Origin of the sequence: Microbacterium sp. KR10-403, from assembly GCF_040196215.1 — a bacterium.
Classification (GTDB): Bacteria; Actinomycetota; Actinomycetes; order Actinomycetales; family Microbacteriaceae; genus Microbacterium.
The window spans coordinates 387,462-409,746 of sequence record NZ_JBEGDC010000005.1 but is presented as its reverse complement, the minus strand read 5'-3'; the positions used below and the strand labels follow the sequence as shown (position 1 = coordinate 409,746).

The window sequence follows — 22,285 nt, the reverse complement described above, 5'->3', positions numbered from 1 at the left end:
ACGCTACGGATGCACTGTTTCCGCACTCGGACCCGAGCGTTGCCCGGCCGTGACGATCGGGTCACGGCGCGTCCCACACGACCGTGAGATCAGGCTGCGGCCGCCGCGACGGCACCGTGGTAGCGTTCCGCCACGACCGCCGCCACGCGGGGATCGGGAGCCAGCGGCATCGTCACGGCGTCGGCTCCGGCATCCCGGACCTGATCGGCGAAGTGACCCGGCGCCAGCATGTACGTGGCGGCGACCACTCGCCCGGCGTGCACGCGCCGAGTGGCGGCGATCGCCGCGGGCAGCCGGGGACCAGGACCCGCCGTGAACCCGACGTGGACGCGCCGACGCACGCAGACGGCGAGCCGCGATGCCACGTTGCGCACCGCCTCCGCGGATGCGGGGTCACGCGACCCGGCAGCGGCGAGCACGATCGCGTCGTCATCGCGCAGACCGAGCTCTTCGAGCCGAGACTCGAGGACCAACGCGAGCAGATCGTGGGGACCGAGCGCGGGCGTTGAGACGACGCCGGGTCGGCGCCGCGCCGCGCCCTCGATGTCGACGGTGGTGTGGAAACCGGGGGAGAGGAGCAGGGGCACGATCACGGCGGGCGTCCCGGGGGACAGGCCCGCGAGCGCGTCACCGAGCGCCGGTTCCTGCACGTCGACGAAGGCCTCCCGCACGTCGACGCCGGGGAGGATCGTGCGGCACTGCTCCAGGAGCCCGCGGACGGCGGCCCGCCCCTCGGGTGAGGACGTGCCGTGTGAGCATCCGATGAGGACCGGGCTCATGCGGTCGGAAGGCCTTCTCGGACGTCCAGACGGTACCCGCGCTTGACCACGGTGCGGATGATGTCCGATGAGTCGAGGGCATCGCGCAGGCGCGCGACGGCCATGTCGACGGCATGGGTGTTCTCGGTCGAACGCGGCAGCGCACGCTGCAGTGCGCGGCGCGTGACCACAGCACCGTCCGCGGCGTACAGCAGCTCGAGCACGGCGGCACACGTCCGAGACAGGGGCAGGAACGATCCGTCGAGGACGACCCCGCCGCTGCGCAGCTCAAGACGCCCGCCGGTGGTCTCGGTGGCGGCGTGCGATCCCGAACCGAAATGCGACACGACCGTGCGCACCAGGGCGCCCATGCGGCCGCGGTCGGCGACGGTGGCCGTGACGCCGGCGGCGTGCAGAGGCGCAGCCGTGACGGGGCCGACGGCGGCGACGAGCAGCCGGCGCTCGAGCGTGCGTCGCGCGATTGTCGGCACCGCGCCCTCCCGGCCTGCGGCGGCGAGCCATGCGGACGCACCCGGGGCCGAGGTGCACACGACGGCGTCGATGTCGCCGGATGCGGCATCCAGGACCGACTGCCGCACGGCTTCCGCGTCGGGCGGCGGACCCCAGCGGTACACGGTGAGGCTCACGACGTCTGCGCCGTGCCGACGGCAGAGCTCGTCGAGACCATCGGCGCCCGCTCCGTGGTGCTGTACGGCGATGCGGGAGCCCTCGATGCCGTGTTCGAGGAGGTGCCGCGCGACCTCTGCCGCAGTCTCCGTCTCGGCGACCCAGTGGACGGAGAAGCCCGCCTGCTGGATGGCGCCGCGCGCCTTCGGGCCGCGCGCGATGAACCTGGCACCGCTGAGCGCCTGGTGAAGTTCGTCGCGCACGCCCTCTTCGTCGGCCGCCTCCATCCACCCGCGAAGGCCCACGCCCGTCGTCACGATGACCATGTCCGGGGGATCTGCGATGAGGGCGCGGGTGGCGGCGGAGAGCGCGGCATCGTCGGCATGCGGCACGATCGACATCACCGGGGCGTGACGGACCAGCGCGCCGTGCCTCTCCAGAGCAGCGGCGAGCTCTGAGCTGCGGCGATCCGCGGTCACGACGATGGTGCAGCCGTCGAGCGCTGCGGACAGCTGGGGACGCATCAGCATGCCGCGGCTGCCGTCAGGTCGGCTCCGAGCAGCAGCCCCGCGCGCGCGACATCGCCGAACACGATCACGGCCGGGTTCCGCACCTCTGCGTCGCGGGCGTCATCGAGCACCTGTGCGAGTGTCGTGCGGGTCGTCCGCTGCTGTGGCGTGTGACCGTTCTCGACGATCGCGACGGGGCGGTCATCGGGGGCGCCGGCCGTGCGCGCGGCGGCGACGATGCGCGGCAGCGCGGCGACCGCCATCAGCAGCACCGTCGTCGTGGCGGCGTCGACGAGCGCGGAGAGCGTGGACGAGGCGAGCGCCGCCTGTCCGTTGGCGATGTGCACGCACGCGGACACGCCGCGGTGGGTCACCGGGATGCCCGCCGCCTGCGGCACGGCGAGCGCGCTGGTGACGCCGGGGACGACGTCGACGGCCACGCCGGCCGCGAGGCAGGCGGCGGCCTCCTCTCCGCCGCGGCCGAACAGGAACGGGTCGCCGCCCTTGAGGCGCACGACACGCTGACCCGCCCGGGCGCGGTCGATGAGCAGCTCATTGATCCGCTGCTGCGGCACACGGTGATCGCCCGGGCGCTTTCCGACGTCGATGACCTCCACGTCCGGCTCCAGTTCGTCGACGATGGATGCCGGCCCCAGCCTGTCCACGACGACGACATCGGCCTCCGACAGCAGGATCCGGCCGCGGATCGTGAGCAGATCGGTGGCACCGGGCCCGCCGCCGACGAGTGCGACGTGGCCGACTCCGGACGGACGGCGCCGACGCAGGGGGAGACGCCCCTCACGGAGAGCGGCGGCGATCCCGTCGCGCAGGCGCGCGGACCGCGCCGGGTCGACACCGGCGTCCGAGACGACGCCCACCAGGGTGTCGTCGGCACGCGTCTGGGCGGCGAGTCGCACCGAGCCGTGCGCGCCGTCGGACGCGTTGACGCAGAGGATGCGGCGCTGCTCGCAGACCCCCGCGACCCAGGCGTCGACCGCAGGGACGCCGGTCGCCGTGTGCACGAGCCACACTCCCTCGAGGTCGGACGCGCGTACCGAGCGCCGCGTGCTGCGCAGGCCGTGCACGGAGATCAGGCGCGCGACATCGGCGTGCAGGACGGGGGCGATGACGTGGACGCGCGCGCCCTCGTCGATGAACCGCAGGAGCCGGCGCGCCGCGAGGGCACCGCCGCCCACGAAGACGACGTCGCGGTCGTTCAGCGACAGTCCGACGACCGTGGTCATGCGGCCTCCCATCGGACGAGGACCTCGCCGTCGCGCACGGCGGTGGGCCACGTCCGGAGCGACTTGTCCTCCTTGCCCTGCGCGTCGAGGCAGGTGCCGGTGCGCAGGTCGAAGACCTGCTTGTACATCGGCGATGCCACCGTCGGCGCACCGTCGCGGGAGCCGACGATGCCGCGGGCGATCACGTGCGCGCCGCTGTACGGGTCGAGGTGCGAGACGGCGTGCACGCGTCCGCTGTGCAGGAGGAAGAGGGCGATCTGCGTGTCGCCCACGAGCGCCGCGCGACCACGCTCGAGCTCGAGGTCGTCGACGGCGCACAGCGGCACCCACTGCGCGCGGCGCTCAGCGGTGGTGGGGGCTTCGGGAGCGAGCAGGGTCATGAGCGGACCTCCAGAGTGGTGCCGGCGATCAGGACGCGGCGGTCCTGCTGCTCGTCGGCGGTGGCGGGACGGGGCTGGCCGCGTTCGATCGTGTATGCGAGCGCGGGGTCGGGGGTGGTGGGGGCGTTGACGAACGAGGCGAAGCGCCGCAGCTTGTCGGGGTCTTCGAGGGTCGCCTTCCATTCGTCCTCGTACGAGTCGACGTGGGCGGCCATGGCCTCGTCGAGGTCGGCGCAGATGCCCAGACTGTCGTCGAAGACAACGGCGCGGAGGGCGTCCATCCCGCCGTCGAGGTCCTCCAGCCAGGCCGCGGTGCGCTGCAGGCGATCGGCCGTACGGATGTAGTACATGACGAAGCGGTCGATGGCGGTGATGAGGCCGTCGTCATCGAGGTCTTCGGCGAGGAGGGTCGCGTGGCGCGGGGTGAACCCGCCGTTGCCGCCGACGTAGAGGTTCCATCCGGCCTCGGTCGCGATCACGCCGACGTCCTTGCCGCGTGCCTCGGCGCACTCGCGAGCGCAGCCCGAGACGCCCAGCTTGAGCTTGTGGGGCGAGCGTAGCCCCCGGTAGCGCAGCTCGAGCTTCACCGCCATCCCGACGGAGTCCTGCACTCCGTAGCGACACCAGGTCGAGCCGACGCACGACTTCACGGTGCGCATCGATTTGCCGTAGGCGTGGCCCGACTCGAAGCCTGCGTCGACCAGTCGGCCCCAGATGTCGGGCAGCTGCTCGAGCCGCGCCCCGAAGAGGTCGATGCGCTGGCCGCCGGTGATCTTGGTGTAGAGGCCGAAGTCGCGTGCGACCTCGGCGATGACGAGCAGGCCCTCGGGCGTGATCTCGCCGCCGGGGATCCTCGGGACCACCGAGTACGAGCCGTCCTTCTGCAGGTTCGCCATGACATGGTCGTTGGTGTCCTGGAGGGCGGCGTTCTCGCCCTCGAGAACGTGGCTGTGCACGACGGAGGCGAGGATGCTCGCCACGACCGGCTTGCAGATGTCGCATCCGCGACCGGTGCCGAAGCGCTCGACGATCGCGCTGAAGGTCGTCAGCCCCGTCACGCGGACCGCGTCGAACAGCTGCGGGCGCGTCATCTCGAAGTGCTCGCACAGCCCGGTGCTCAGCGCGTGGCCGGTCTTCGCGAGCTCAGCGCCGACGATCTTGGTGACCATCGGGATGCACGAGCCGCAGGTGGCCCCTGCGCGAGTGCAGGCCTTGACGCCCGCGACGTCGGTGCACCCGTCGTCGGTCACGGCGAGCCGGATGCGCCCGGCGGTGATGCCGTTGCACGAGCACACGAGCGCCTCGTCGGGCAGATCGCCGGTGGGTGCGGCCGCGACGCCGTCCGCCGGCATGAGATAGGCGGCGGGATCGCCGCCGAGGGGAGCGCCCACCAGCGGACGCAGCGAGCCGTACGCGGAGGCGTCGCCCACCAGCATCCCGCCCAACAGCGTCTGCGCGTCGTCGGAGAGGACGAGCTTCTTGTAGAGGCCGGCGATCGGGTCGGCGTAGACGACGTCGAGGGCCCCCGGTGTGACGCCGAAGGCGTCTCCGAACGTGGCGACGTCGACGCCCGCCAGCTTGAGCTTCGTGGACTCGTCGTACCCGGGGAACGATGCCGTGCCGCCGAGCAGGCGTGTGGCGGCGACCTCGGCCATCGCATATCCCGGTGCGACCAGGCCCACGCATTGACCGCCGAAGCTGGCGACCTCGCCGATGGCGAAGATGTCCGGGTCGCTGGTGGTGCACTCCGCATCGATGATGACGCCGCCGCGTTCGGCGATGGCCAGGCCTGCGTCGCGTGCCAGTTCGTCACGGGGCCGCACGCCGACCGTGAAGACGACCACGTCGGCGGGCAGTGACGAGCCGTCGCCGAAGAGCACCTCCGTCACGTCGCCGCCGTCGCCGACCACGACCGCGGTGCTGCGCGACTCGGTGCGCACCGCCATGCCACGCTGCTCGATGAGTCGGCGGAGAGCGTCGCCGGCCGGGCGATCGAGCTGTGCCGACATGAGCCGGTCCGACGACTGGACGACGGTCGCCTCCGCACCCAGCGTCTGCAGGGCGCCGGCCGCCTCGAGCCCGAGCAGTCCCCCGCCGATCACGACACCGTTGACGAGGCGATCGAGCTCCGCGATGCGCCGCTGCACGAACGCGCGCAGGTCCAGCACGTCATCGAGGGTGCGATAGACGAAGCAGGCGTCGTGGTCGGCGCCGGCGACCGGCGGGCGGGTGGCGCTCGAGCCTGTGGCCAGCACGAGGCGGTCGTAGGGGAGTGACGAGCCGTCGTCGCAGTGCACGGTGTGCGCATCGCGGTCGATGCGCGTGGCGCGGACGCCGGTGCGCAGCGTCACGCCCTCGGCCGCGAACACCCCGGCGTCGAGAGCGATGTCGTCCGCGGGCGTTCCGGTGAGGCAGACGGTCAGCCCGACCCGGTCGTAGGCGGCGAACCGCTCGTCCCCGAGCACGGTGATGTCGAAGCGCCCTGGCTCGCGGGTGACGATGCTCTCGACGAGTCGGTGGGCCACCATTCCGGCACCGACCACGACAAGTCGGGGGAGAGCGTCGTCCGTGTTCATGGCCTTCACGATAGGAAGACGGGTTTTCGTCGGTGTGTGATGCATGTTTCGTGTTCGTGACGTGATGCTCACTCGTGTGACCCTTGCGATACGCCCGCGTCACATCCGCCGTCGGGGCGGTGTGACAAGCGCCCCTGACTAGGCTCGTGTCGTGCGCATCGACATCGTGACGATCTTTCCCGGCTTCTTCGACGTCCTCGAGGTGTCGCTGCTGGGAAAGGCCCGCGTCAACGGGCTGCTCGACGTGCGTGTGCACGACCTGCGGGACTGGACCCACGACCGGCACCGCACCGTCGACGACACCCCGTACGGCGGGGGAGCCGGCATGGTCATGAAGCCCGAGCCGTGGGGCGACGCGCTCGACGAGATCGCGCGGGATGCGGCATCCCGCCCCACCTTCGTCTTCCCGTCGCCGGCGGGCGAGGTTTTCACACAGGCCACGGCCCGCGAGTTCAGCGGTATCGAGCATCTCGTCTTCGGCTGCGGTCGCTATGAGGGGATCGACGAGCGCGTCTTCGACTATGCGGCCACGCTCGGCGACGTGCGTCTCGTGAGTCTGGGGGACTACGTCCTCAATGGCGGCGAGGTCGCGGTCATGGCGATGGTCGAGGCCGCCGGACGGCTCGTGCCCGGTGTGGTGGGCAATCCCGACAGCCTGGTCGAGGAATCGCACGAGGACGGGCTTCTCGAGTATCCGAGCTACACCAAGCCGGCGGTCTGGCGCGACCGTGAGGTGCCACCGGTGCTGCTGAGCGGGAACCACGGGGCGGTGGCCGCATGGCGACGGGAGCAGCAGCTCGCACGCACGCGCGAGCGCCGGCCGGATCTGCTGGACGGCCGGGAGGACGAGGGATGACCGCGCACGGCGCGCTCGCGCGGTCGTTTGAACGCACCGGGCGGGACTATGACCGGTATCGCCCCTCGTTTCCGCAGAAGGCGCTTGATGTGCTCGTGCCGACCCGCGTGACCGCACTGCTGGATCTGGGCGCCGGCACGGGCAAGCTCACCGAGCTCGTGCGCGACCGGGCCGAGCGCGTGTTCGCGGTGGACCCGTCGGAGCGCATGCTCTCGGTCCTGCGCGAGAAGCTGCCGTTCGTCGCGGCGCTGCGGGGAACGGCAGAGGCGATTCCGCTGCCCGACGCGAGTGCGGACGTCGTCGTCGTCGCACAGGCCTTCCACTGGTTCGATCGGGATGCCGCCTCCGCCGAGATCCGGCGGGTGCTGCGTCCGGGCGGCACGTTGGGCCTTGTCTGGAACAGATCGACCCCGGACTGCGCGTGGGACTGGGCCTGCGGTCATGTCGCGCACCCGCCGGTTGCCGTCCGTGACGAGGACCCGACCGCGGATGACCCCGCCGCCGACCGACTTCCGGGCTTCCGCCTCGTGCAGGAGCGGCAGGTCCCTTGGGCCGAGCAGATTCCGCGCGCCGACTACATCCGCCGCTGGCACACGGTCAGCGCGTTCCTCACCGCGGATGAGGTACAGCACGCCGAGATGACCGCGCGCGTCGAGGCGATCCTCGACACCGACCCCGTCACCGCGGGCCGGAGCGTGCTCCCTCTCACGAACGTCGCGGACGCGTTCCGCTACGAGGTCATCGACGGCTGAGGCCGGCGACCGGGCCTCACAGCACGAGCGCGAGCTTGCCGCCCGGGTGGCCCTGCTGCAGGAAGTGGAGCGCCTCCACCGCGTCCTCCAGCGCGAAGGTGCGCGCGACCGGGACGGCGAGCTCGCCGGCGCCGGCGAGCGCGATGAGCCCGGCGCGCGCGGCGTCACGGAACGCCTTGCTGGCAGGCATCGCACCGCCGATCGCGGTGAAGCCCGCGGCATCCGTCGCCGGCCCCCGCACGATGGTCACCGCACGCGCGGCATCCCGCAGAAGGGCGGTGGATGCCGCGACCGCCTCGTCGGTGCCGACCGCGTCGAGAACGGCATCCACCCCGTCGGGCGCGAGAGCGCGCATGCGATCCTCGAGGCCGGGCCCGTGCGCGACCGGCTCGGCACCGAAGGCGCGCACCCGGTCGAGGTTCCCTCTCGACGCGGTGCCGATGACCCGTGCACCGCGCCACAGCGCCTGCTGGATCGCGCTGATGCCCACCGCACCCGAGGCGCCGTGGATGAGCACGACGTCGTGAGCGCCCACGTCGGTGACATGGAGCATGTCGGCTGCCGTCGTGCCCGCCAGCAGGAGGTTCGCGGCCTGCGGAAAGGACAGCGTGGCAGGCTTGGCGAACACATCGGCCGCAGGAACGGTGAGCTCTTCGGCATAGCCGCCCTGCACGCGGAAGGCCAACACCTCGTCGCCGATGGCGCCGCCGCCGGAGGCGATCCGGGTGTCCGTCCCGAGCGCGGTGAGGACGCCGGCCACCTCGTAGCCGATGCCGTCACCCGGTTGGGTGCGCACCAGATGCTTGTAGTCCGCCGGGTTGACGCCGGCCGCATGAACCCGGATGGTGACCTCTCCGGGGGACGGCGCGGGCACCGGCACGTCGATGAGCTTCAGACCGTCGAGGCCGTCACGGCCCGACACGACCCACTTCTTCGCCATACCGCCAGTCAACACCCCGTTCGGGGCCGGGGCTCAGTCCGTGCCGAGGAATGACCGATCGGTGAGCACGATGGGCCCGTCGGCGGTGATGGCGACGGTGTGCTCGGAGTGGGCGCCCCGCGAGCCGTCGGCGCTGCGCAGCGTCCAGCCGTCGTCGGGGTCGGTGATGAGCTCGTCGGTCGTGGCGAGGAACCAGGGCTCGATCGCGATCACGAGGCCCTCCCGCAGCGGGTAGCCGCGCCCGGCCCGGCCGTCGTTGGGCACGTGCGGGTCGCCGTGCATGATCCGGCCGACGCCGTGCCCGCCGAAGTCGGTGTTGATGGAATAGCCGCCCGCATGCGCGACCTCGGCGATCGCCGCGGAGATGTCGCCGATGCGGTGGTCGACCGTCGCCGCCGCGATCGCGGCATCCAGTGCCCGCTCCGTCGTGTCGATGAGGGCGAGATCCTCGGCGCGCGGCGTGCCGACCACGAACGAGACGGCCGAGTCGGCGACCCAGCCGTCGAGCGACACGGCGAAGTCGAGCGAGACGAGATCGCCGTCGCGCAGGACGTAGTCGTGCGGCATGCCGTGAAGAACGGCGTCGTTCACCGAGGTGCAGATGACCTTGCCGAACGGCCCGCTGCCGAACGACGGCTCGTAGTCGATGTAGCACGACTGGGCGCCCGCCTTGTGGATCATGCGGTGAGCGCTCTCGTCGATCTGCAGAAGGTTGGTCCCGACCTTGGTCTCGTTCCGCAGCGTCGCCAGGACCTCGGCGACGAAACGACCCGCCGGCCGCATCTGCTCGATCTCGGCCGGGGTGCGCAGTTCGATCATCGTGTTCCTCTCGTCTGCGTCCATTCTCGCGGATGATGATCGGCGTTCGCTCTGCGGATGCACAGGCGGCGCGCCCCACGCGTCGCACGCCAACGCGTAGTATCGCGTCATGTGGCTCCGTCGTGGCTTCTTCCAATGGCTCCTTCCGGCCGCCATCGTCCTGCCCGCCTGGCTTCTTGTCGGCTGGGCGGTGTTCAATGCGAGCGGCTGGGCGTTCCTGGGCATCCTGTTCGTCGCGGCCCCCGCGGTGCTCGTCGGTGAGCTCGTCCTCGCGCTGCTGATCCGCGCCCGCCCGACCGTGCGCACCGAGCGGGCGGTCTCCTGGTGGGACGTGCTCGGGCTCACGGTGTGGCACGCGCTGATCATCGTCTTCGGGTGCTTCATCCAGCCGGTGTCGTTCGCCGTGCTGGTCGCTGCGATCATCGTGTTCCTCGCCGTGTTCTGGTCTTCGCTCGCACAGCTCTGGAACGGGGCGCGCGGTTCGCTGCGCCGCATGTCGTCGGGCACGGGGCCGGCCGACCTGCCCGACGCCGATGAAGACATCCGCGAGCGCGCGCGTCAGCACGCTGAAGTCATCGTCGTGCACGAGGTGGGGCGACCCGGCGACGGACGGAACGTCCACTAGCCGTTTTGGTCAGGATGCGGCATCCATGGCAGAATTGATGATCGTGCCCGCGCACCGACTCTGCCTCAGGGGAGTCCGCGCGTCATCCTGACTGCGTAGCGTGCACCGACTCACGTATTCCTTCCATTTTCGCGGCCGACCTGTGGCGGTCGCAGAGAGACACGATCATGCAGATCCTCGACGCTGTCGACGCGGCATCGCTCCGCTCCGACATCCCCGACTTCCACCCCGGTGACACCGTCAAGGTGCACGTGAACATCACCGAGGGCAACCGCAGCCGTATCCAGATCTTCCAGGGCGTCGTCCTCGGCCGCTCGGGCGACGGTGTGCGCGAGACCTTCACCGTCCGCAAGATCAGCTTCCAGGTCGGCGTTGAGCGCACCTTCCCGGTGCACAGCCCCGTGATCGACCGCATCGAGGTCGTCACCCGCGGCGATGTGCGCCGCGCGAAGCTCTACTACCTGCGCAACCTGCGTGGCAAGAAGGCCAAGATCAAGGAGAAGCGCGACAACTGACGCGTTCCCACAGACGCCCCGAGGCAGACGCCTCGGGGCGTCGTCGTCTGATCCGCCGAGAATGTGCGACGCTGTAGTGTGCGATCGTCGAAGGGTGTGAATGACTGAGAACTCCGCGGCGGCCGTGCCCGAACGTCGTCCGCCGAAGCGGCGTGGCGCACTCGCGTTCCTGCGCGACGTGGTGGTCATCATCATCGTCGCGCTCCTGGTCTCATTCCTGGTCAAGACCTTCCTGATCCGGTCGTTCTACATCCCCTCCGGGTCGATGGAGAACACGCTGCAGATCGATGACCGGATCCTGGTCGACGAGATCACGCCACGGTTCACGGGCTACCACCGTGGGGACGTGGTGGTCTTCCGCGACCCGGGCGGATGGCTGACCGGAGAGTCCACCGCGGAGGCGCCCCGACCGTGGATCGTGGAGGCATTCGACTGGGTGCTCTCCCTCATCGGGGTGTCCGCGCCCGACAGCGACGACCATCTGATCAAGCGTGTCATCGGTCTGCCCGGGGATCACGTGGTGTGCTGCAACGCGATCGGCCAGATCACCGTGAACGGCCAGCCCATCGATGAGAAGCCCTACCTCAAGCTGGCCGCGGGTGAGAACGAGCCCGAGGTCGTCCCGTTCGACGTGACCGTGCCGGCAGACAGGCTCTGGGTCCTCGGCGACAATCGCGACCGCTCTCGTGACTCGCGCTACAACCAGGATCAGCCCGGCAAGGGCTTCGTCCCGATCGAGAACGTCGTCGGCCGCGCGTTCGTGATCACCTGGCCGTTCGACCGCTTCGGACTCATCGACACCCACCACGCCGTGTTCGCGGGAGTCCCGACGCCGACGGCGTCGGGGTCGTCGCCGTGACCGTCGTCGAGCCGACGCTGACGCTGGAACGTCGTCTTCTGCGCGAGCGCCCGGTGCTGATCGCCTGCGATGAGGTCGGTCGTGGTGCGCTCGCGGGGCCGGTCGCGGTGGGTGCGGTGGCGATCGACGCTCAGGCGTCGCGCCGCCGCGTGCCGCAGGGGCTGCGCGACTCGAAGCTCGTCGCCGAGGCGCGTCGCCCCGCCGTCGCCGAGCGCGCTGCGGCGTGGGTGTGCTCTGACGCCGTCGGCTGGGCGAGCGCCGCGGAGATCGATGAGCACGGCATCATGTGGGCGCTGGGCACGGCGGCCGTGCGGGCGATCGCCGGGCTGCGCAGCGCGGGCGTGGCCGTCGACGACGCGATCGTGCTCCTGGACGGCAACCACGACTACATCGCGCCCGTCGCACAGGTGGCGACCGAGGTGCTCGTGCAGATCAAGGCCGATCGCGATTGCGCGAGTGCGGCAGCGGCATCCGTCATCGCCAAGGTGGCCCGTGATGGGCAGATGGTCGCTCTGCACGACGAGCATCCGGCGTACGAATGGGCGCGCAACAAGGGGTACGCGAGCGCGGCGCACCGTGCGGCCATCCGCGACCACGGTCTGAGTCCGTATCACCGCGCGTCCTGGGCCATCGCAGACGCTCCCACACTCTTCTGACCGCGTGCGTGCGGGCGCGGTGCGGCGCCTAGGATAGAGACACCATGGACGACGACTTCGACGATTACGACCGCGAGCTGGAGCTGGCGCTGTACAAGGAGTACCGGGACGTCGTCTCGCAGTTCGCCTATGTGATCGAGACCGAGCGGCGCTTCTACCTCGCCAATGACGTGGATGTGGTCCGCCGCGACACCGAGCACGACTTCTACTTCGAGATCACGATGAAGGACGTCTGGGTGTGGGACATCTACCGGGCCGATCGCTTCGTGAAATCCGTGCGGGTGCTGACCTTCAAGGATGTGAACGTCGAAGAACTGCAGCGCCGTGACCTGCACCTGCCCGAGGAGCTCTCGCTGGACTCCTAGCGTCACCGGTTCCTCCACAGAAGGCGGTTTTCCGGGCTTTCGGCACATTCGTCCCCAGATCCCCTTCTCGCGCCGCGCGAGGATGCGCGTTCACGGGAGCATGCCGTTATGGCTGCGAAGGATGAACTGGGGCGCGCGGGTGAGAACCGCGCCGTCGCGTATCTGACCGCACGCGGGTTCGACGTCGTCGACCGCAACTGGCGAGCGCCCGACGGCGAGGTCGACGTGGTGGCATGCGCCGCGGGCGACCTCGTGTTCGTCGAGGTGAAGACCCGACGGACGGACCTGTTCGGCGACCCTCTCGAGGCCGTCGACGCGCGCAAGCGGGCCCGCATCTGGCGACTCGCCCACGCGTGGTCGTCGGCCCATCCCGACCTCGCGCAGGGAAGGCGCTGGCGTCTCGACGTGATCGGGATCACCGGCGGAGACCCGGCATGCGGTCGGCTCGAGCATGTCGAGGACGTGCCATGGGCGTGACGCGCACATGGGCGGTCGCCCTTTCCGGCCTCGAGGGGACTCTCATCGAGGTGGAGGCGGACCAGACCAAGCAGATGCCCGAGTTCCGCATCATCGGGCTGGGCGACCGCGCGCTCGGCGAGGCGGTCCAGCGCGTCCGCAACGCGAGCGAGAACAGCCGGCTCGCTCTTCCCAAGCGTCGACTCACCGTCAACCTGTCGCCGGCCAGTCTGCCCAAGCAGGGATCGGGTTTCGACGTGGCGATCGCGATCGCGGCGCTCGCGACCGACGGAGACATGGATGCCGCATCCATCGCCCGCACCGTCCACATCGGCGAACTGGGGCTCGACGGGCGGCTTCGGCCGGTGCCCGGCGTGCTGCCCGCGGTACGCGCGGCCGTGCGCGGTGGTGTGCCGCGCATCGTCGTTCCGTGGGCGAACCGCGCCGAAGCACGTCTGGTCCCCGGCGCGGAGGTCGTCGGAGCCAGCACACTCGCCGAGGTGGCGCGTCTGCACGGCGCCGACGTCGAGGTGCCCGCGCACGTGACGCCGGTCGCCGTCGCTGAAGACGAGACCGCGCCCCGCGAGCGGCTCGATCTCGGCGACGTCATCGGCCAGGACGACGCCGTGGGCGCGCTCGTGGTGGCCGCGGCCGGTGGCCACCACATGCTCATGGTCGGCCCGCCGGGTGCCGGCAAGACGATGCTGGCGCGTCGACTGCCCGGGATCCTCCCCGAGCTGGACGACGAGGCGGCCCTGGTGGCGGCGTCGGTCCGCTCCCTGTCGGGGGGCGTGGTCAACAGCCTGGATCGGATGCCGCCGTTCGAGGCGCCCCACCACAGCGCGAGCATCGCGGCTCTCGTCGGCGGGGGATCGCGGGCCGTGCGCCCCGGAGCGATCGCCCGCGCGAGCGAAGGGGTGCTGTTCCTCGATGAAGCGGGCGAGCACGCGGCCGGAGTGCTCGATGCCCTGCGCCAGCCGTTGGAGACCGGGCGCATCGAGATCCATCGAGCCGGATTCACGGCCTCGTTCCCGGCCCGGTTCCAGCTGGTGATGGCGACCAACCCGTGTCCGTGCGGCAACTACGGCGTGCGCGGAGCGAGCTGCTCGTGCCCGCCCGCGGCGATCCGGCGCTATCGGGGCCGCTTGACCGGCCCGCTCCTCGACCGCATCGACATCGAGATGCAGCTCGCCAGGGTGCGGGTCGCAGATCCCTTGCGCGCGTCGTCGTCGATGACGACGGCTCAGGCGCGGGAACGGGTGGTCACGGCCCGGGCCCACGCTGCGCACCGTCTGCGTGACACGCCCTGGCGCATGAACTCGGAGGTGTCCGGACTCTGGCTCCGACAGGGTCCGCTGGCCCCCGCGCCCGTCATCCGACGGCCGCTGGACGCCGCGCTGGACCGCGGCACTCTCACGATGCGGTCGTTCGACCGCATCCTGCGGGTCGCGTGGACACTGTGCGATCTGGCTGGTCGCGAGAGACTGACGACCGAAGACATCGGTCGTGCGCTGTATCTGAAGAAGGGAATCCGCTCATGACCGCGTTCCGCTGGGACGACACTGCCGCCCAGATCGTTGCAGAACTCGCCGACACATCGGAGCCCGCCGGCGATCGGCTCGCGCGCCGGTACGCGACGGCGGTGTGGAGCTATCTCGTCGAACCGGGGGATGGCGTGGCCGGCGCGCTGGTGGGAGCGCTGGGGGCGGACAGTGCCCTGCACGAGGTGCTCGCGGGCGCGCGGGACGGCATCGCGGCGGATGCAGCCGGCCTGACCGCCGCGGAGCTGCGGGCCGGGATCTCCCGGTGGAAGCCCCGGTTGCAGGCCGAGGAGATCGCCTTCGCGCTGGCACGCGCCCGCGATGTGGGTGCGCGTCTGGTGACGCCCGACGACGACTGCTGGCCCAGGGCGCTGCGCGACCTCGGCGCCCATGCGCCGCTGTGCCTCTGGGTTCGCGGAGACTCGGGTCGCCTCGCGAAGCTCGAGCCTGCGATCGCCATCGTCGGCGCACGAGCGGCGACCGGATACGGCGAGCACCTGGCGGGGGAGTTCGCGGCAGAGTTGGCCGGTCGCGGGATCGCCGTGATCTCCGGCGGCGCATACGGCATCGACGGGGCGGCTCATCGGGGAGCTCTGGCGGCCGACGGCCTTACGGCGGCGCTCGTCGCGGGCGGTGTCGACAAGCCGTATCCCACCGGGCACGCCGATCTGCTCCGGCGGATCGCGTCGTCGGGAGTCGTCGCGAGCGAGGTCCCCTGCGGTTCGGTGCCGTCCAAATGGCGCTTTCTCCAGCGGAACCGATTGATCGCGGCTCTGGGCGGTGCGACCGTGGTGGTCGAGGCGGGATGGCGCAGCGGTTCGCTGAACACCGCCTCGCACGCCTCTCAACTGGGGCGGCCGCTCGCGGCTGTTCCCGGTCCGGTGACCAGCGGTGCGTCGGCCGGTTGCCACCGCATCCTGCGCGAGTACCAGGCGCAGTGTGTCACGACGGCCGACGAAGTGTGCGAGCTCATCGGGCTGTCGAACGCGGCACAGGTCGAGACGGGCACCCGGACGGACGACCGTACGCGTGTCGTCGATGCACTGAGCAGCCGCTCTTGGCGCGACGTGGACGATGTCGCGCGTCGCAGCGGCATGGCGCCCGAAGACGTGCGCACGCATCTGGGCCTGCTCGCACTCGACGGCACCGCCGAAGCACAGGGCGGCGGGTGGCGGCGCGTCGCGGCCCGGGCCGCCGGGTGACCGGCATCCTGGTGGGGTGAAGACCTCCCGTGCCGTCGACGACTATCTGCGTCATCTCCGCGATGTGCGCCGTCTGTCGCCGGCGACGGTGCGTGCCTATCGGGCCGATCTGTCCGACCTCGTGGAGGTGCTCGGCGATCCGCCCGTCGACGACGTGACGCTCGACCTGCTGCGTGACTGGCTGTGGGCCGCCATGCAGCAGGGCCGGTCACGCGCCACCCTCGCCCGTCGGACGGCCTCGGTCCGCGGATTCTTCGCCTGGGCGCTCGACGCCGAGGCGATCGCCACCGATCCGAGCGCTCGCCTGGTGGCGCCGAAGCGGGGGAGGACGCTCCCGGCCGTCGCCACGGCGGACGGCCTGTCCCACGTGATGGAGTCGGCTGCGGTCGCTGCGGACTCCGGCGACCCACTGGCGCTGCGCGACGACGCGGTCCTCGAGCTGCTGTATGCGTCTGCGCTGCGCGTGTCCGAGCTGTGCGGGCTCGATCTCGACGACCTCGACCGCGGCCGCCGCACGGTGCGGGTGCTCGGCAAGGGCTCGAAGGAACGTGTCGTGCCCTACGGGCTTCCCGCCGAGCGCGCGCTCGACGCCTATCTCGTCCGGGCACGCCCTGTCCTCGCCGCTCGTGCGGCGCAGACGACGCCGGCGCTGTTCCTCGGCGCTCGCGGCGGCAGGCTCGGCCCGCGTGCCGTGTACACCGTCGTGTCGCGCACGCTCGGCCCCGAGGTCGGCGTCGAGACCATCGGCCCCCACGCCCTCCGCCACTCGGCCGCCACCCATCTGCTCGACGGCGGTGCCGATCTGCGCAGCGTGCAGGAGCTGCTCGGCCACGCCAGCCTCGGGACGACGCAGATCTACACACACGTGTCCAGCGAGCGGCTGCTGGCCACCTACCGGCTCGCGCATCCGCGGGCCGAGCGCTGACGCTCAGCTGCAGCAGGGGAGGAGCACCGCCCGCGGCACGTCGCCGAGCAGCAGGAGGGGGTTCACATAGGCGCCGTCGAGGCGCACCCCGAAGTGGAGGGTGCCCGGTGCGGCGTGGCCGCCGACGGAGAGGGTGCCGACGGGCTGATCTCGGCGGACGCTCGTCCCGGCATCCAGATCCGAATCGATCGGCTCCAGGGTCGTGACGTACCCGTCCCCGTGATCGATGGTGAGGATGCCGCGGCCGGCGATCCGGCCGGAGAACGCGACCACGCCCGCGCGGGGCGCGCGCACCGCGTCGTCGCCGGTCGGCTGCAGGTCGATGCCGCGGTGCCCTGCGCCGTACTCGTGCGCGGGCGCCTGATACGCACGGGTGATGCGAGCGCCGGCCACCGGCCACGACCAGGTGGTCATGGCGATCTCCATCGCGCCGGCAGAACCCGCCGACGACCGCGCTGCGGCAGGAGCAGGCATGCACACCGCGGCACACGCCAGCAGGACGGCGACGATCGCACACGCCGCGCGATGGCGACGCGTGCGCGGTCGAGGAGGTACGGGGACGACAGGCATGCAGCCAGCGTGGTGCAGGCATCGAGCGCGCGGACGGCCCGCCCCGGGAAATGTGGAGAACCCGGCGAGGACGGGCCATCGTCGACATCTGGGGAGGAGCCGCGTGCTGATACACTGGACGAGCACCCTGCATTGCGGGGTGACTACGCGTGCCCAGAGCCTGTGATCTCTCACGGGTGGCATCCACTCCCACCGGTCCCCGAACACGGGGCGGGATGTGTGCCGGGCACCAGGACTCGGCAGGCGACCGCCTGCCGACGCAACCGAAAGCGGCGCACAGCGCCGAGAACAGGAGGGCGGCGATGGCCGTCGTCACCATCCGCCAGCTGCTCGATGCCGGCGTTCACTTCGGACACCAGACCCGTCGGTGGAACCCGAAGGTGAAGCGCTTCATCCTCACCGAGCGCAGCGGGATCCACATCATCGACCTGCAGCAGTCGCTGGCCTACATCGACCGCGCCTACGAGTTCGTCAAGGAGACCGTCGCCCACGGCGGCACGATCCTCTTCGTGGGCACCAAGAAGCAGGCGCAGGAGGTCCTCGCCGAGCAGGCGACCCGCGTCGGCCAGCCCTACGTGAACCAGCGCTGGCTGGGCGGTCTGCTGACGAACTTCAGCACCGTCAGCAAGCGTCTGCAGCGCATGAAGGAGCTCGAGGAGCTCGACTACGAGAACCCGTCGGAGAGCGGCTTCACGAAGAAGGAGCTTCTCCTCAAGAAGCGCGAGCTCGACAAGCTGCACAAGTCGCTGGGCGGTATCCGCAACCTGCAGAAGACCCCGTCGGCGCTGTGGGTCGTCGACGCCAAGCGCGAGCACCTCGCGATCGACGAGGCGCGCAAGCTGGGCATCCCCGTGATCGGCATCCTCGACACGAACGCCGACCCGGACGAGATCCAGTACCCGATCCCGGGCAACGACGACGCGATCCGCTCCGTCTCGCTGCTCACCCGCATCATCGCCGACGCCGCGGCCGAGGGCCTGATCCAGCGCCACCAGCCGGCCGACGCCGAGTCGACCGAGCCGGCCGAGCCGCTCGCCGAGTGGGAGCGCGAGCTGCTCGAGCAGGGCGCCCCGGAGCAGTCGTCGGCGCAGACCGACAAGGTCGCCGACGAGACCGAGGCCAAGGCCGAGGCCGCCGAGGTCGCCGAGCAGGTCGCCGAGGGTGAGACCCCGGTCGCGCCGGCCGAGTAACACCCCTTTCCGCTTCGGCCGGTCCGTTTCCACGACGGGCCGGCCGTGGCATCCACGAGACAGATTTCATCAAGCAAGGAGCCGCCACCCATGGCAAACTTCACCATCGCCGACATCAAGGCGCTGCGCGAGCAGCTGGGCACGGGCATGGTCGACACCAAGAAGGCGCTCGAGGAGGCCGACGGCGACCTCGAGAAGGCCGTCGAGATCCTCCGCCTGAAGGGCGCGAAGGGCAACGCGAAGCGCGCCGACCGCTCCACGACCGAGGGTCTGGTCGTCGCCCGTGAGGGCGAGGGCAAGGTCACGCTCGTCGAGCTGGCCTGCGAGACCGACTTCGTCGCGAAGAACGAGAAGTTCATCGGCCTGGCCGAGACGGTCGCGGATGCCGCGGCCGCCGTCGCAGCCGATTCGGTCGAGGCCGCTCTCGCCGCACCGGCGGGCGACAAGACCGTCGAGCAGCTCATCTCCGAGGACGCCGCCGTGATCGGCGAGAAGATCGTCCTCCGTCGCGTGCGCACGGTCACCGGCGACAAGTTCGAGGTCTACCTCCACAAGACCAGCAAGGACCTGCCGCCGCAGATCGGCGTGGTCGTCGCCTACAGCGGTGACGACGCGGCGACCGCCCGCAGCATCGCCCAGCACATCTCGTTCGCGAACCCGACGTACCTCTCCCGCGAGGACGTCCCCGCGGCCGAGGTCGAGAAGGAGCGCGAGATCGTCACCGAGATCTCCCGCAACGAGGGCAAGCCCGAGGCCGCGCTGCCGAAGATCGTCGAGGGCCGCGTCAACGCGTTCTTCAAGCAGGTCGCCCTGCTCGAGCAGGACTACGCGAAGGACAACAAGCTGTCCGTCGCGCAGGTCGCCAAGGACGCGGGCATCACCGTCACCGACTTCGCTCGGTTCAAGGTCGGCGCCTGACACGCCGCAAGGGCCCGCATCGGACAACGATGCGGGCCCTTGTCATGCCCGTTCGCTACAGTGTGATCGCGACGAGAGGAACACACACGTGATCAATGAGGCCACCACGCGCCGCCGCGTCCTGCTGAAACTTTCCGGAGAGGCCTTCGGTGGCGGATCCCTCGGTGTCAACCCCGATGTCGTCAGCCAGATCGCCCGCGAGATCGCCGCAGCCGTCGACAGCGTCGAGATCGCGATCGTCGTCGGCGGCGGCAACTTCTTCCGCGGTGCGGAGCTGAGCCAGCGCGGCATGGACCGCGGCCGTGCCGACTACATGGGCATGCTCGGCACCGTGATGAACGCGCTCGCTCTGCAGGACTTCCTGGAGCAGGCCGGCGCCGCCACGCGCGTGCAGTCCGCGATCCAGATGACCCAGGTCGCCGAGCCCTACATCCCCCTGCGTGCGGAACGCCACATGCAGAAGGGCCGCGTCGTCATCTTCGGCGCCGGCGCGGGGCTCCCTTACTTCTCCACCGACACCGTCGCCGCCCAGCGCGCCCTCGAGATCCGCGCCGACGAGGTGCTGGTCGCCAAGAACGGCGTGGACGGCGTGTACACGGCGGATCCGAAACACGATGCCACGGCGACCCGCATCGATCGGATCACCTATCTGGAGGCCCTGCAGAAGGGGCTGAAGGTCGTCGACTCGACGGCGTTCAGTCTGTGCATGGACAACCGGATGGACATGCGCGTGTTCGGCATGGAGCCCGAGGGGAACGTGACCCGGGCCCTGCTCGGTGAGCAGATCGGCACTCTGGTCACCACGTGACCGTGTGCGCCGCGGATGCGCGGTGAGCCACGACTAGACTGGGCGGGAACGCCTGAGCGAATGGAGAGACCGTGATCGCGGACGTGTTGACGGATGCCGGAAATCGAATGGACCGGGCGGTTGAGGCCGCGAAGGACGACTTCGCGAGCGTCCGGACGGGACGCGCGAACCCCCAGCTCTTCCAGAAGGTGCTGGTGGACTACTACGGCACTCCCACTCCTCTCGCACAGCTCGCCTCGCTGAACGCGCCGGAGGCGCGCTCGCTCATCGTGACGCCGTACGACAAGTCGGCACTGAAGGCGATCGAGCACGCCATCCGCGAGATGCCGAACCTCGGCGCGAATCCGACCAACGACGGCAACATCGTGCGGATCACGATGCCGGAGCTGACCGAGGAGCGCCGCAAGGAGTACGTCAAGCTGGTGCGCTCGCAGGGCGAGGACGCGAAGGTGCGCGTGCGCGGCGTCCGTCGCAAGGCGAAGGACGACCTCGATGCCCTCAAGAGCGACATCGGCGAAGACGAACTCGCACGTGCGGAGAAGGAACTCGACGCGATCACGCGTGCGCGTGTGGATGCCATCGATGAGGCACTCAAGCGCAAAGAGGCAGAACTCCTCGAGGTCTGAGCACGAGCATGACCGACGCGTCCGAACAGCCACCCGACGGTGGGGGTCGCCGCCGGGGTCGGCGTTCGCGCGCGCGCGCTGATTTCGATCGTGCGCGTGCCGACTTCGACCAGGCGAACGAGCGCATCAAGCAGCGCACCGGCCGAGACCTCATCGGCGCCATTCTGATCGGTCTGGTGATCGGGGCGGCCGTGTTGCTGTCCCTGCTGATCTGGAAACCGGTCTTCATCCTGTTCGTGCTCGCAGCGGCGGGCACCGGGATCTTCGAGATCGGCCGTGCCCTGCAGGCGGGCGGGCGCCGCATCGACCTGATCCCGCAGCTGATCGGGATGCTGGCGATGGTGGCATCGGCCTGGTTCTTGCCCCTCTGGCAGCACTGGGTCGTGGTGTGCGGTGCGGTCGTGCTCATCGTGCTGTGGCGCGTGGTCGCCGGCGTGGTGGAGCGCACTCGTGGTGGTGGCGCGCCGTGGCAGGATGTGCTCGCCGGCGTGCTCGTGCAGCTGTACGTGCCGTTCACCGCGAGCCTGGCGATCATCCTCCTCCGGCAGGAGTCGGGGGAGCTCTGGGTCCTGGCGTTCATCATTCTCGCGATCGTCGCGGACACGGCGGCGTACGCGACCGGCCTCACCCTCGGCAAGCACCCGATGGCGCCGCGCGTGAGCCCGAAGAAGACATGGGAAGGATTCGGCGGTGCCGTCGTGGGGGCAGTCGTCGCCGGCATCCTTCTGTCCGCCTTCATGCTCGGACTGCCGTGGGCCAGCGGGATCATCTTCGGACTCGTGATCCTGTTCACCGCGACCATCGGTGATCTGGGCGAGTCCATGATCAAGCGCGACCTTGGCATCAAGGACATGAGTTCATGGCTGCCCGGCCATGGGGGAGTGCTCGACCGCCTCGATTCCATCCTCCCGTCCGCCGGGGCCGCCCTGGCGCTGTACTACCTGCTGACCCCCCTGGTGACACGATGACGACATCCCGCCCCGAAGCCCGCACCGCCGCGCAGGCGACCTTCCCCCGCACATCCGGACGTGAGCGTGGCTACGCGCGCACGGACGTGGACGAATTCCTCGAGCGCGCACGACTCGCGTTCGAGAGCCCGCAGAGCGAAGGCAGCCTGCGCGCATCCGACATCCGTTCGGTGGTGTTCCCGCTGGTGAAGCGCGGATATCAGCCGGATGCCGTCGATGCGGCGCTCAGTCGGGTGGAAGACGCCTTCGCCGCCCGGGAGCGGAAGGAAGCGCTGTCCATGGCCGGCACCGGCGCGTGGATCGACCAGACGAGGGCTCAGGCACAGGAGATCCTGGATCACCTGACCCGCGAGCCGCGGCATCGCTTCGCGCGGGCTCGCCTGCTCGGGTACGGGTATCGGCTGGACGAGGTCGACCTCGTCGCCGACAAGCTCGCGGCCTACCTCGCCGACGGGCGTCCGGTGACCGTTGAGCAGGTGCGGACGGTGGCCTTCCGCATGCAACGGCGTGGCTATCGGGAGGAGCAGGTGGACGCCCTGCTCGACGCCGTGGTCGACGTGATGCTCGCGGTCGGCTGATGACCACGGCACGTCGTCATGG

Annotated in this window: 25 protein-coding genes; 17 read left to right on the top strand and 8 right to left on the bottom strand. The window is 70.5% G+C overall.

Annotation, left to right across the window (positions count from 1 at the left end; genetic code table 11):
* Nucleotides 1-89 precede the first annotated feature (89 nt).
* Genes ABMQ42_RS13765 through nirB form a run of 5 tightly spaced genes read right to left on the bottom strand, consistent with a single transcriptional unit; the run spans nucleotide 90 to nucleotide 6,094 of the window.
* Nucleotides 90-779, bottom strand: coding sequence for a sirohydrochlorin chelatase (locus tag ABMQ42_RS13765; protein WP_349723557.1), 690 nt, complete (start codon nucleotides 777-779; stop codon nucleotides 90-92).
* Complete coding sequence (locus ABMQ42_RS13760) at nucleotides 776-1,915, bottom strand: uroporphyrinogen-III synthase (RefSeq protein ID WP_349723556.1); 1,140 nt, start codon at nucleotides 1,913-1,915, stop codon at nucleotides 776-778. The genes ABMQ42_RS13765 and ABMQ42_RS13760 overlap by 4 nt, the downstream gene beginning before the upstream one ends.
* Entirely contained in the window at nucleotides 1,909-3,138 is a 1,230-nt protein-coding gene (gene cobA / locus ABMQ42_RS13755) for a uroporphyrinogen-III C-methyltransferase (RefSeq protein WP_349723555.1), read from the bottom strand. Before cobA ends, ABMQ42_RS13760 begins: the two co-directional genes overlap by 7 nt.
* The gene (nirD, locus tag ABMQ42_RS13750) at nucleotides 3,135-3,518 is read right to left on the bottom strand and encodes a nitrite reductase small subunit NirD (protein WP_349723554.1); all 384 of its coding nucleotides are present in this window, start codon (nucleotides 3,516-3,518) and stop codon (nucleotides 3,135-3,137) included. Before nirD ends, cobA begins: the two co-directional genes overlap by 4 nt.
* Complete coding sequence (gene nirB, locus ABMQ42_RS13745; protein WP_349723553.1) at nucleotides 3,515-6,094, bottom strand: nitrite reductase large subunit NirB; 2,580 nt, start codon at nucleotides 6,092-6,094, stop codon at nucleotides 3,515-3,517. Before nirB ends, nirD begins: the two co-directional genes overlap by 4 nt.
* A 151-nt stretch (nucleotides 6,095-6,245) precedes the next feature.
* Between nirB and trmD the strand changes: the two genes are divergently transcribed.
* On the top strand, nucleotides 6,246-6,950 hold the full coding sequence (trmD, locus tag ABMQ42_RS13740; RefSeq protein WP_349723552.1) for a tRNA (guanosine(37)-N1)-methyltransferase TrmD: 705 nt from the start codon (nucleotides 6,246-6,248) through the stop codon (nucleotides 6,948-6,950).
* Nucleotides 6,947-7,702 carry a class I SAM-dependent methyltransferase gene (locus tag ABMQ42_RS13735; protein WP_349723551.1) on the top strand — a complete coding sequence of 252 codons (756 nt, stop codon included), beginning with the start codon at nucleotides 6,947-6,949 and terminating at the stop codon, nucleotides 7,700-7,702. Before trmD ends, ABMQ42_RS13735 begins: the two co-directional genes overlap by 4 nt.
* 16 nt (nucleotides 7,703-7,718) lie before the next feature.
* Here ABMQ42_RS13735 and ABMQ42_RS13730 read toward each other — a convergent pair whose 3' ends face one another.
* Complete coding sequence (locus ABMQ42_RS13730; protein WP_349723550.1) at nucleotides 7,719-8,642, bottom strand: NADP-dependent oxidoreductase; 924 nt, start codon at nucleotides 8,640-8,642, stop codon at nucleotides 7,719-7,721.
* A 33-nt stretch (nucleotides 8,643-8,675) separates the two neighbouring features.
* Nucleotides 8,676-9,461, bottom strand: a complete 786-nt coding sequence (gene map, locus ABMQ42_RS13725) for a type I methionyl aminopeptidase (protein WP_349723653.1) — start codon at nucleotides 9,459-9,461, stop codon at nucleotides 8,676-8,678.
* Nucleotides 9,462-9,570: 109 nt separating this feature from the next.
* On the opposite strand from map, the gene ABMQ42_RS13720 reads away from it, so the two are divergent.
* The 9 genes from ABMQ42_RS13720 to ABMQ42_RS13680 all read left to right on the top strand — a co-directional run bounded on the left by ABMQ42_RS13720 (nucleotide 9,571) and on the right by ABMQ42_RS13680 (nucleotide 16,605).
* A complete protein-coding gene (locus ABMQ42_RS13720) occupies nucleotides 9,571-10,086 on the top strand; it encodes an MFS transporter permease (RefSeq protein WP_349723549.1) in 516 nt (171 codons plus the stop codon).
* Between the two features lie 167 nt (nucleotides 10,087-10,253).
* Nucleotides 10,254-10,601, top strand: a complete 348-nt coding sequence (gene rplS, locus ABMQ42_RS13715; RefSeq protein WP_349723548.1) for a 50S ribosomal protein L19 — start codon at nucleotides 10,254-10,256, stop codon at nucleotides 10,599-10,601.
* A gap of 100 nt (nucleotides 10,602-10,701) precedes the next feature.
* A complete protein-coding gene (lepB, locus tag ABMQ42_RS13710; protein WP_349723547.1) occupies nucleotides 10,702-11,460 on the top strand; it encodes a signal peptidase I in 759 nt (252 codons plus the stop codon).
* Nucleotides 11,457-12,116: a ribonuclease HII gene (gene rnhB / locus ABMQ42_RS13705; RefSeq protein ID WP_349723546.1), complete on the top strand. Its 660-nt coding sequence runs from the start codon at nucleotides 11,457-11,459 to the stop codon at nucleotides 12,114-12,116. Before lepB ends, rnhB begins: the two co-directional genes overlap by 4 nt.
* A 44-nt stretch (nucleotides 12,117-12,160) precedes the next feature.
* Nucleotides 12,161-12,481 (top strand): DUF2469 family protein, encoded by a 321-nt coding sequence (locus tag ABMQ42_RS13700; protein WP_349723545.1) that lies wholly within the window; start codon nucleotides 12,161-12,163, stop codon nucleotides 12,479-12,481.
* Between the two features lie 108 nt (nucleotides 12,482-12,589).
* Entirely contained in the window at nucleotides 12,590-12,958 is a 369-nt protein-coding gene (locus ABMQ42_RS13695; protein WP_349723544.1) for a YraN family protein, read from the top strand.
* Entirely contained in the window at nucleotides 12,949-14,478 is a 1,530-nt protein-coding gene (locus ABMQ42_RS13690) for a YifB family Mg chelatase-like AAA ATPase (RefSeq protein WP_349723543.1), read from the top strand. The genes ABMQ42_RS13695 and ABMQ42_RS13690 overlap by 10 nt, the downstream gene beginning before the upstream one ends.
* Nucleotides 14,475-15,680 (top strand): DNA-processing protein DprA, encoded by a 1,206-nt coding sequence (dprA, locus tag ABMQ42_RS13685; protein WP_349723542.1) that lies wholly within the window; start codon nucleotides 14,475-14,477, stop codon nucleotides 15,678-15,680. The genes ABMQ42_RS13690 and dprA overlap by 4 nt, the downstream gene beginning before the upstream one ends.
* A 16-nt stretch (nucleotides 15,681-15,696) precedes the next feature.
* Nucleotides 15,697-16,605 carry a tyrosine-type recombinase/integrase gene (locus ABMQ42_RS13680; RefSeq protein ID WP_349723541.1) on the top strand — a complete coding sequence of 303 codons (909 nt, stop codon included), beginning with the start codon at nucleotides 15,697-15,699 and terminating at the stop codon, nucleotides 16,603-16,605.
* Nucleotides 16,606-16,608: 3 nt separating this feature from the next.
* Here the strand turns inward: ABMQ42_RS13680 and ABMQ42_RS13675 are convergent, their stop codons facing one another.
* Entirely contained in the window at nucleotides 16,609-17,019 is a 411-nt protein-coding gene (locus ABMQ42_RS13675; RefSeq protein WP_349723540.1) for a murein hydrolase activator EnvC family protein, read from the bottom strand.
* Between the two features lie 458 nt (nucleotides 17,020-17,477).
* Here ABMQ42_RS13675 and rpsB point away from each other — a divergent pair, with 458 nt between their 5' ends.
* The 6 genes from rpsB (at nucleotide 17,478) to ABMQ42_RS13645 (ending at nucleotide 22,263) form a co-directional block, all read left to right on the top strand.
* Entirely contained in the window at nucleotides 17,478-18,365 is an 888-nt protein-coding gene (rpsB, locus tag ABMQ42_RS13670) for a 30S ribosomal protein S2 (protein ID WP_349723539.1), read from the top strand.
* Nucleotides 18,366-18,455: 90 nt separating this feature from the next.
* Nucleotides 18,456-19,283 (top strand): translation elongation factor Ts, encoded by an 828-nt coding sequence (tsf, locus tag ABMQ42_RS13665; protein ID WP_349723538.1) that lies wholly within the window; start codon nucleotides 18,456-18,458, stop codon nucleotides 19,281-19,283.
* 88 nt (nucleotides 19,284-19,371) lie between these two features.
* The gene (gene pyrH / locus ABMQ42_RS13660; RefSeq protein ID WP_349723537.1) at nucleotides 19,372-20,091 is read left to right on the top strand and encodes a UMP kinase; all 720 of its coding nucleotides are present in this window, start codon (nucleotides 19,372-19,374) and stop codon (nucleotides 20,089-20,091) included.
* Between the two features lie 71 nt (nucleotides 20,092-20,162).
* Entirely contained in the window at nucleotides 20,163-20,717 is a 555-nt protein-coding gene (gene frr, locus ABMQ42_RS13655; RefSeq protein ID WP_349723536.1) for a ribosome recycling factor, read from the top strand.
* Nucleotides 20,718-20,725: 8 nt separating this feature from the next.
* The gene (locus ABMQ42_RS13650) at nucleotides 20,726-21,685 is read left to right on the top strand and encodes a phosphatidate cytidylyltransferase (RefSeq protein WP_349723535.1); all 960 of its coding nucleotides are present in this window, start codon (nucleotides 20,726-20,728) and stop codon (nucleotides 21,683-21,685) included.
* Nucleotides 21,682-22,263: a DivIVA domain-containing protein gene (locus tag ABMQ42_RS13645; protein ID WP_349723534.1), complete on the top strand. Its 582-nt coding sequence runs from the start codon at nucleotides 21,682-21,684 to the stop codon at nucleotides 22,261-22,263. Before ABMQ42_RS13650 ends, ABMQ42_RS13645 begins: the two co-directional genes overlap by 4 nt.
* Nucleotides 22,264-22,285: the final 22 nt, after the last annotated feature.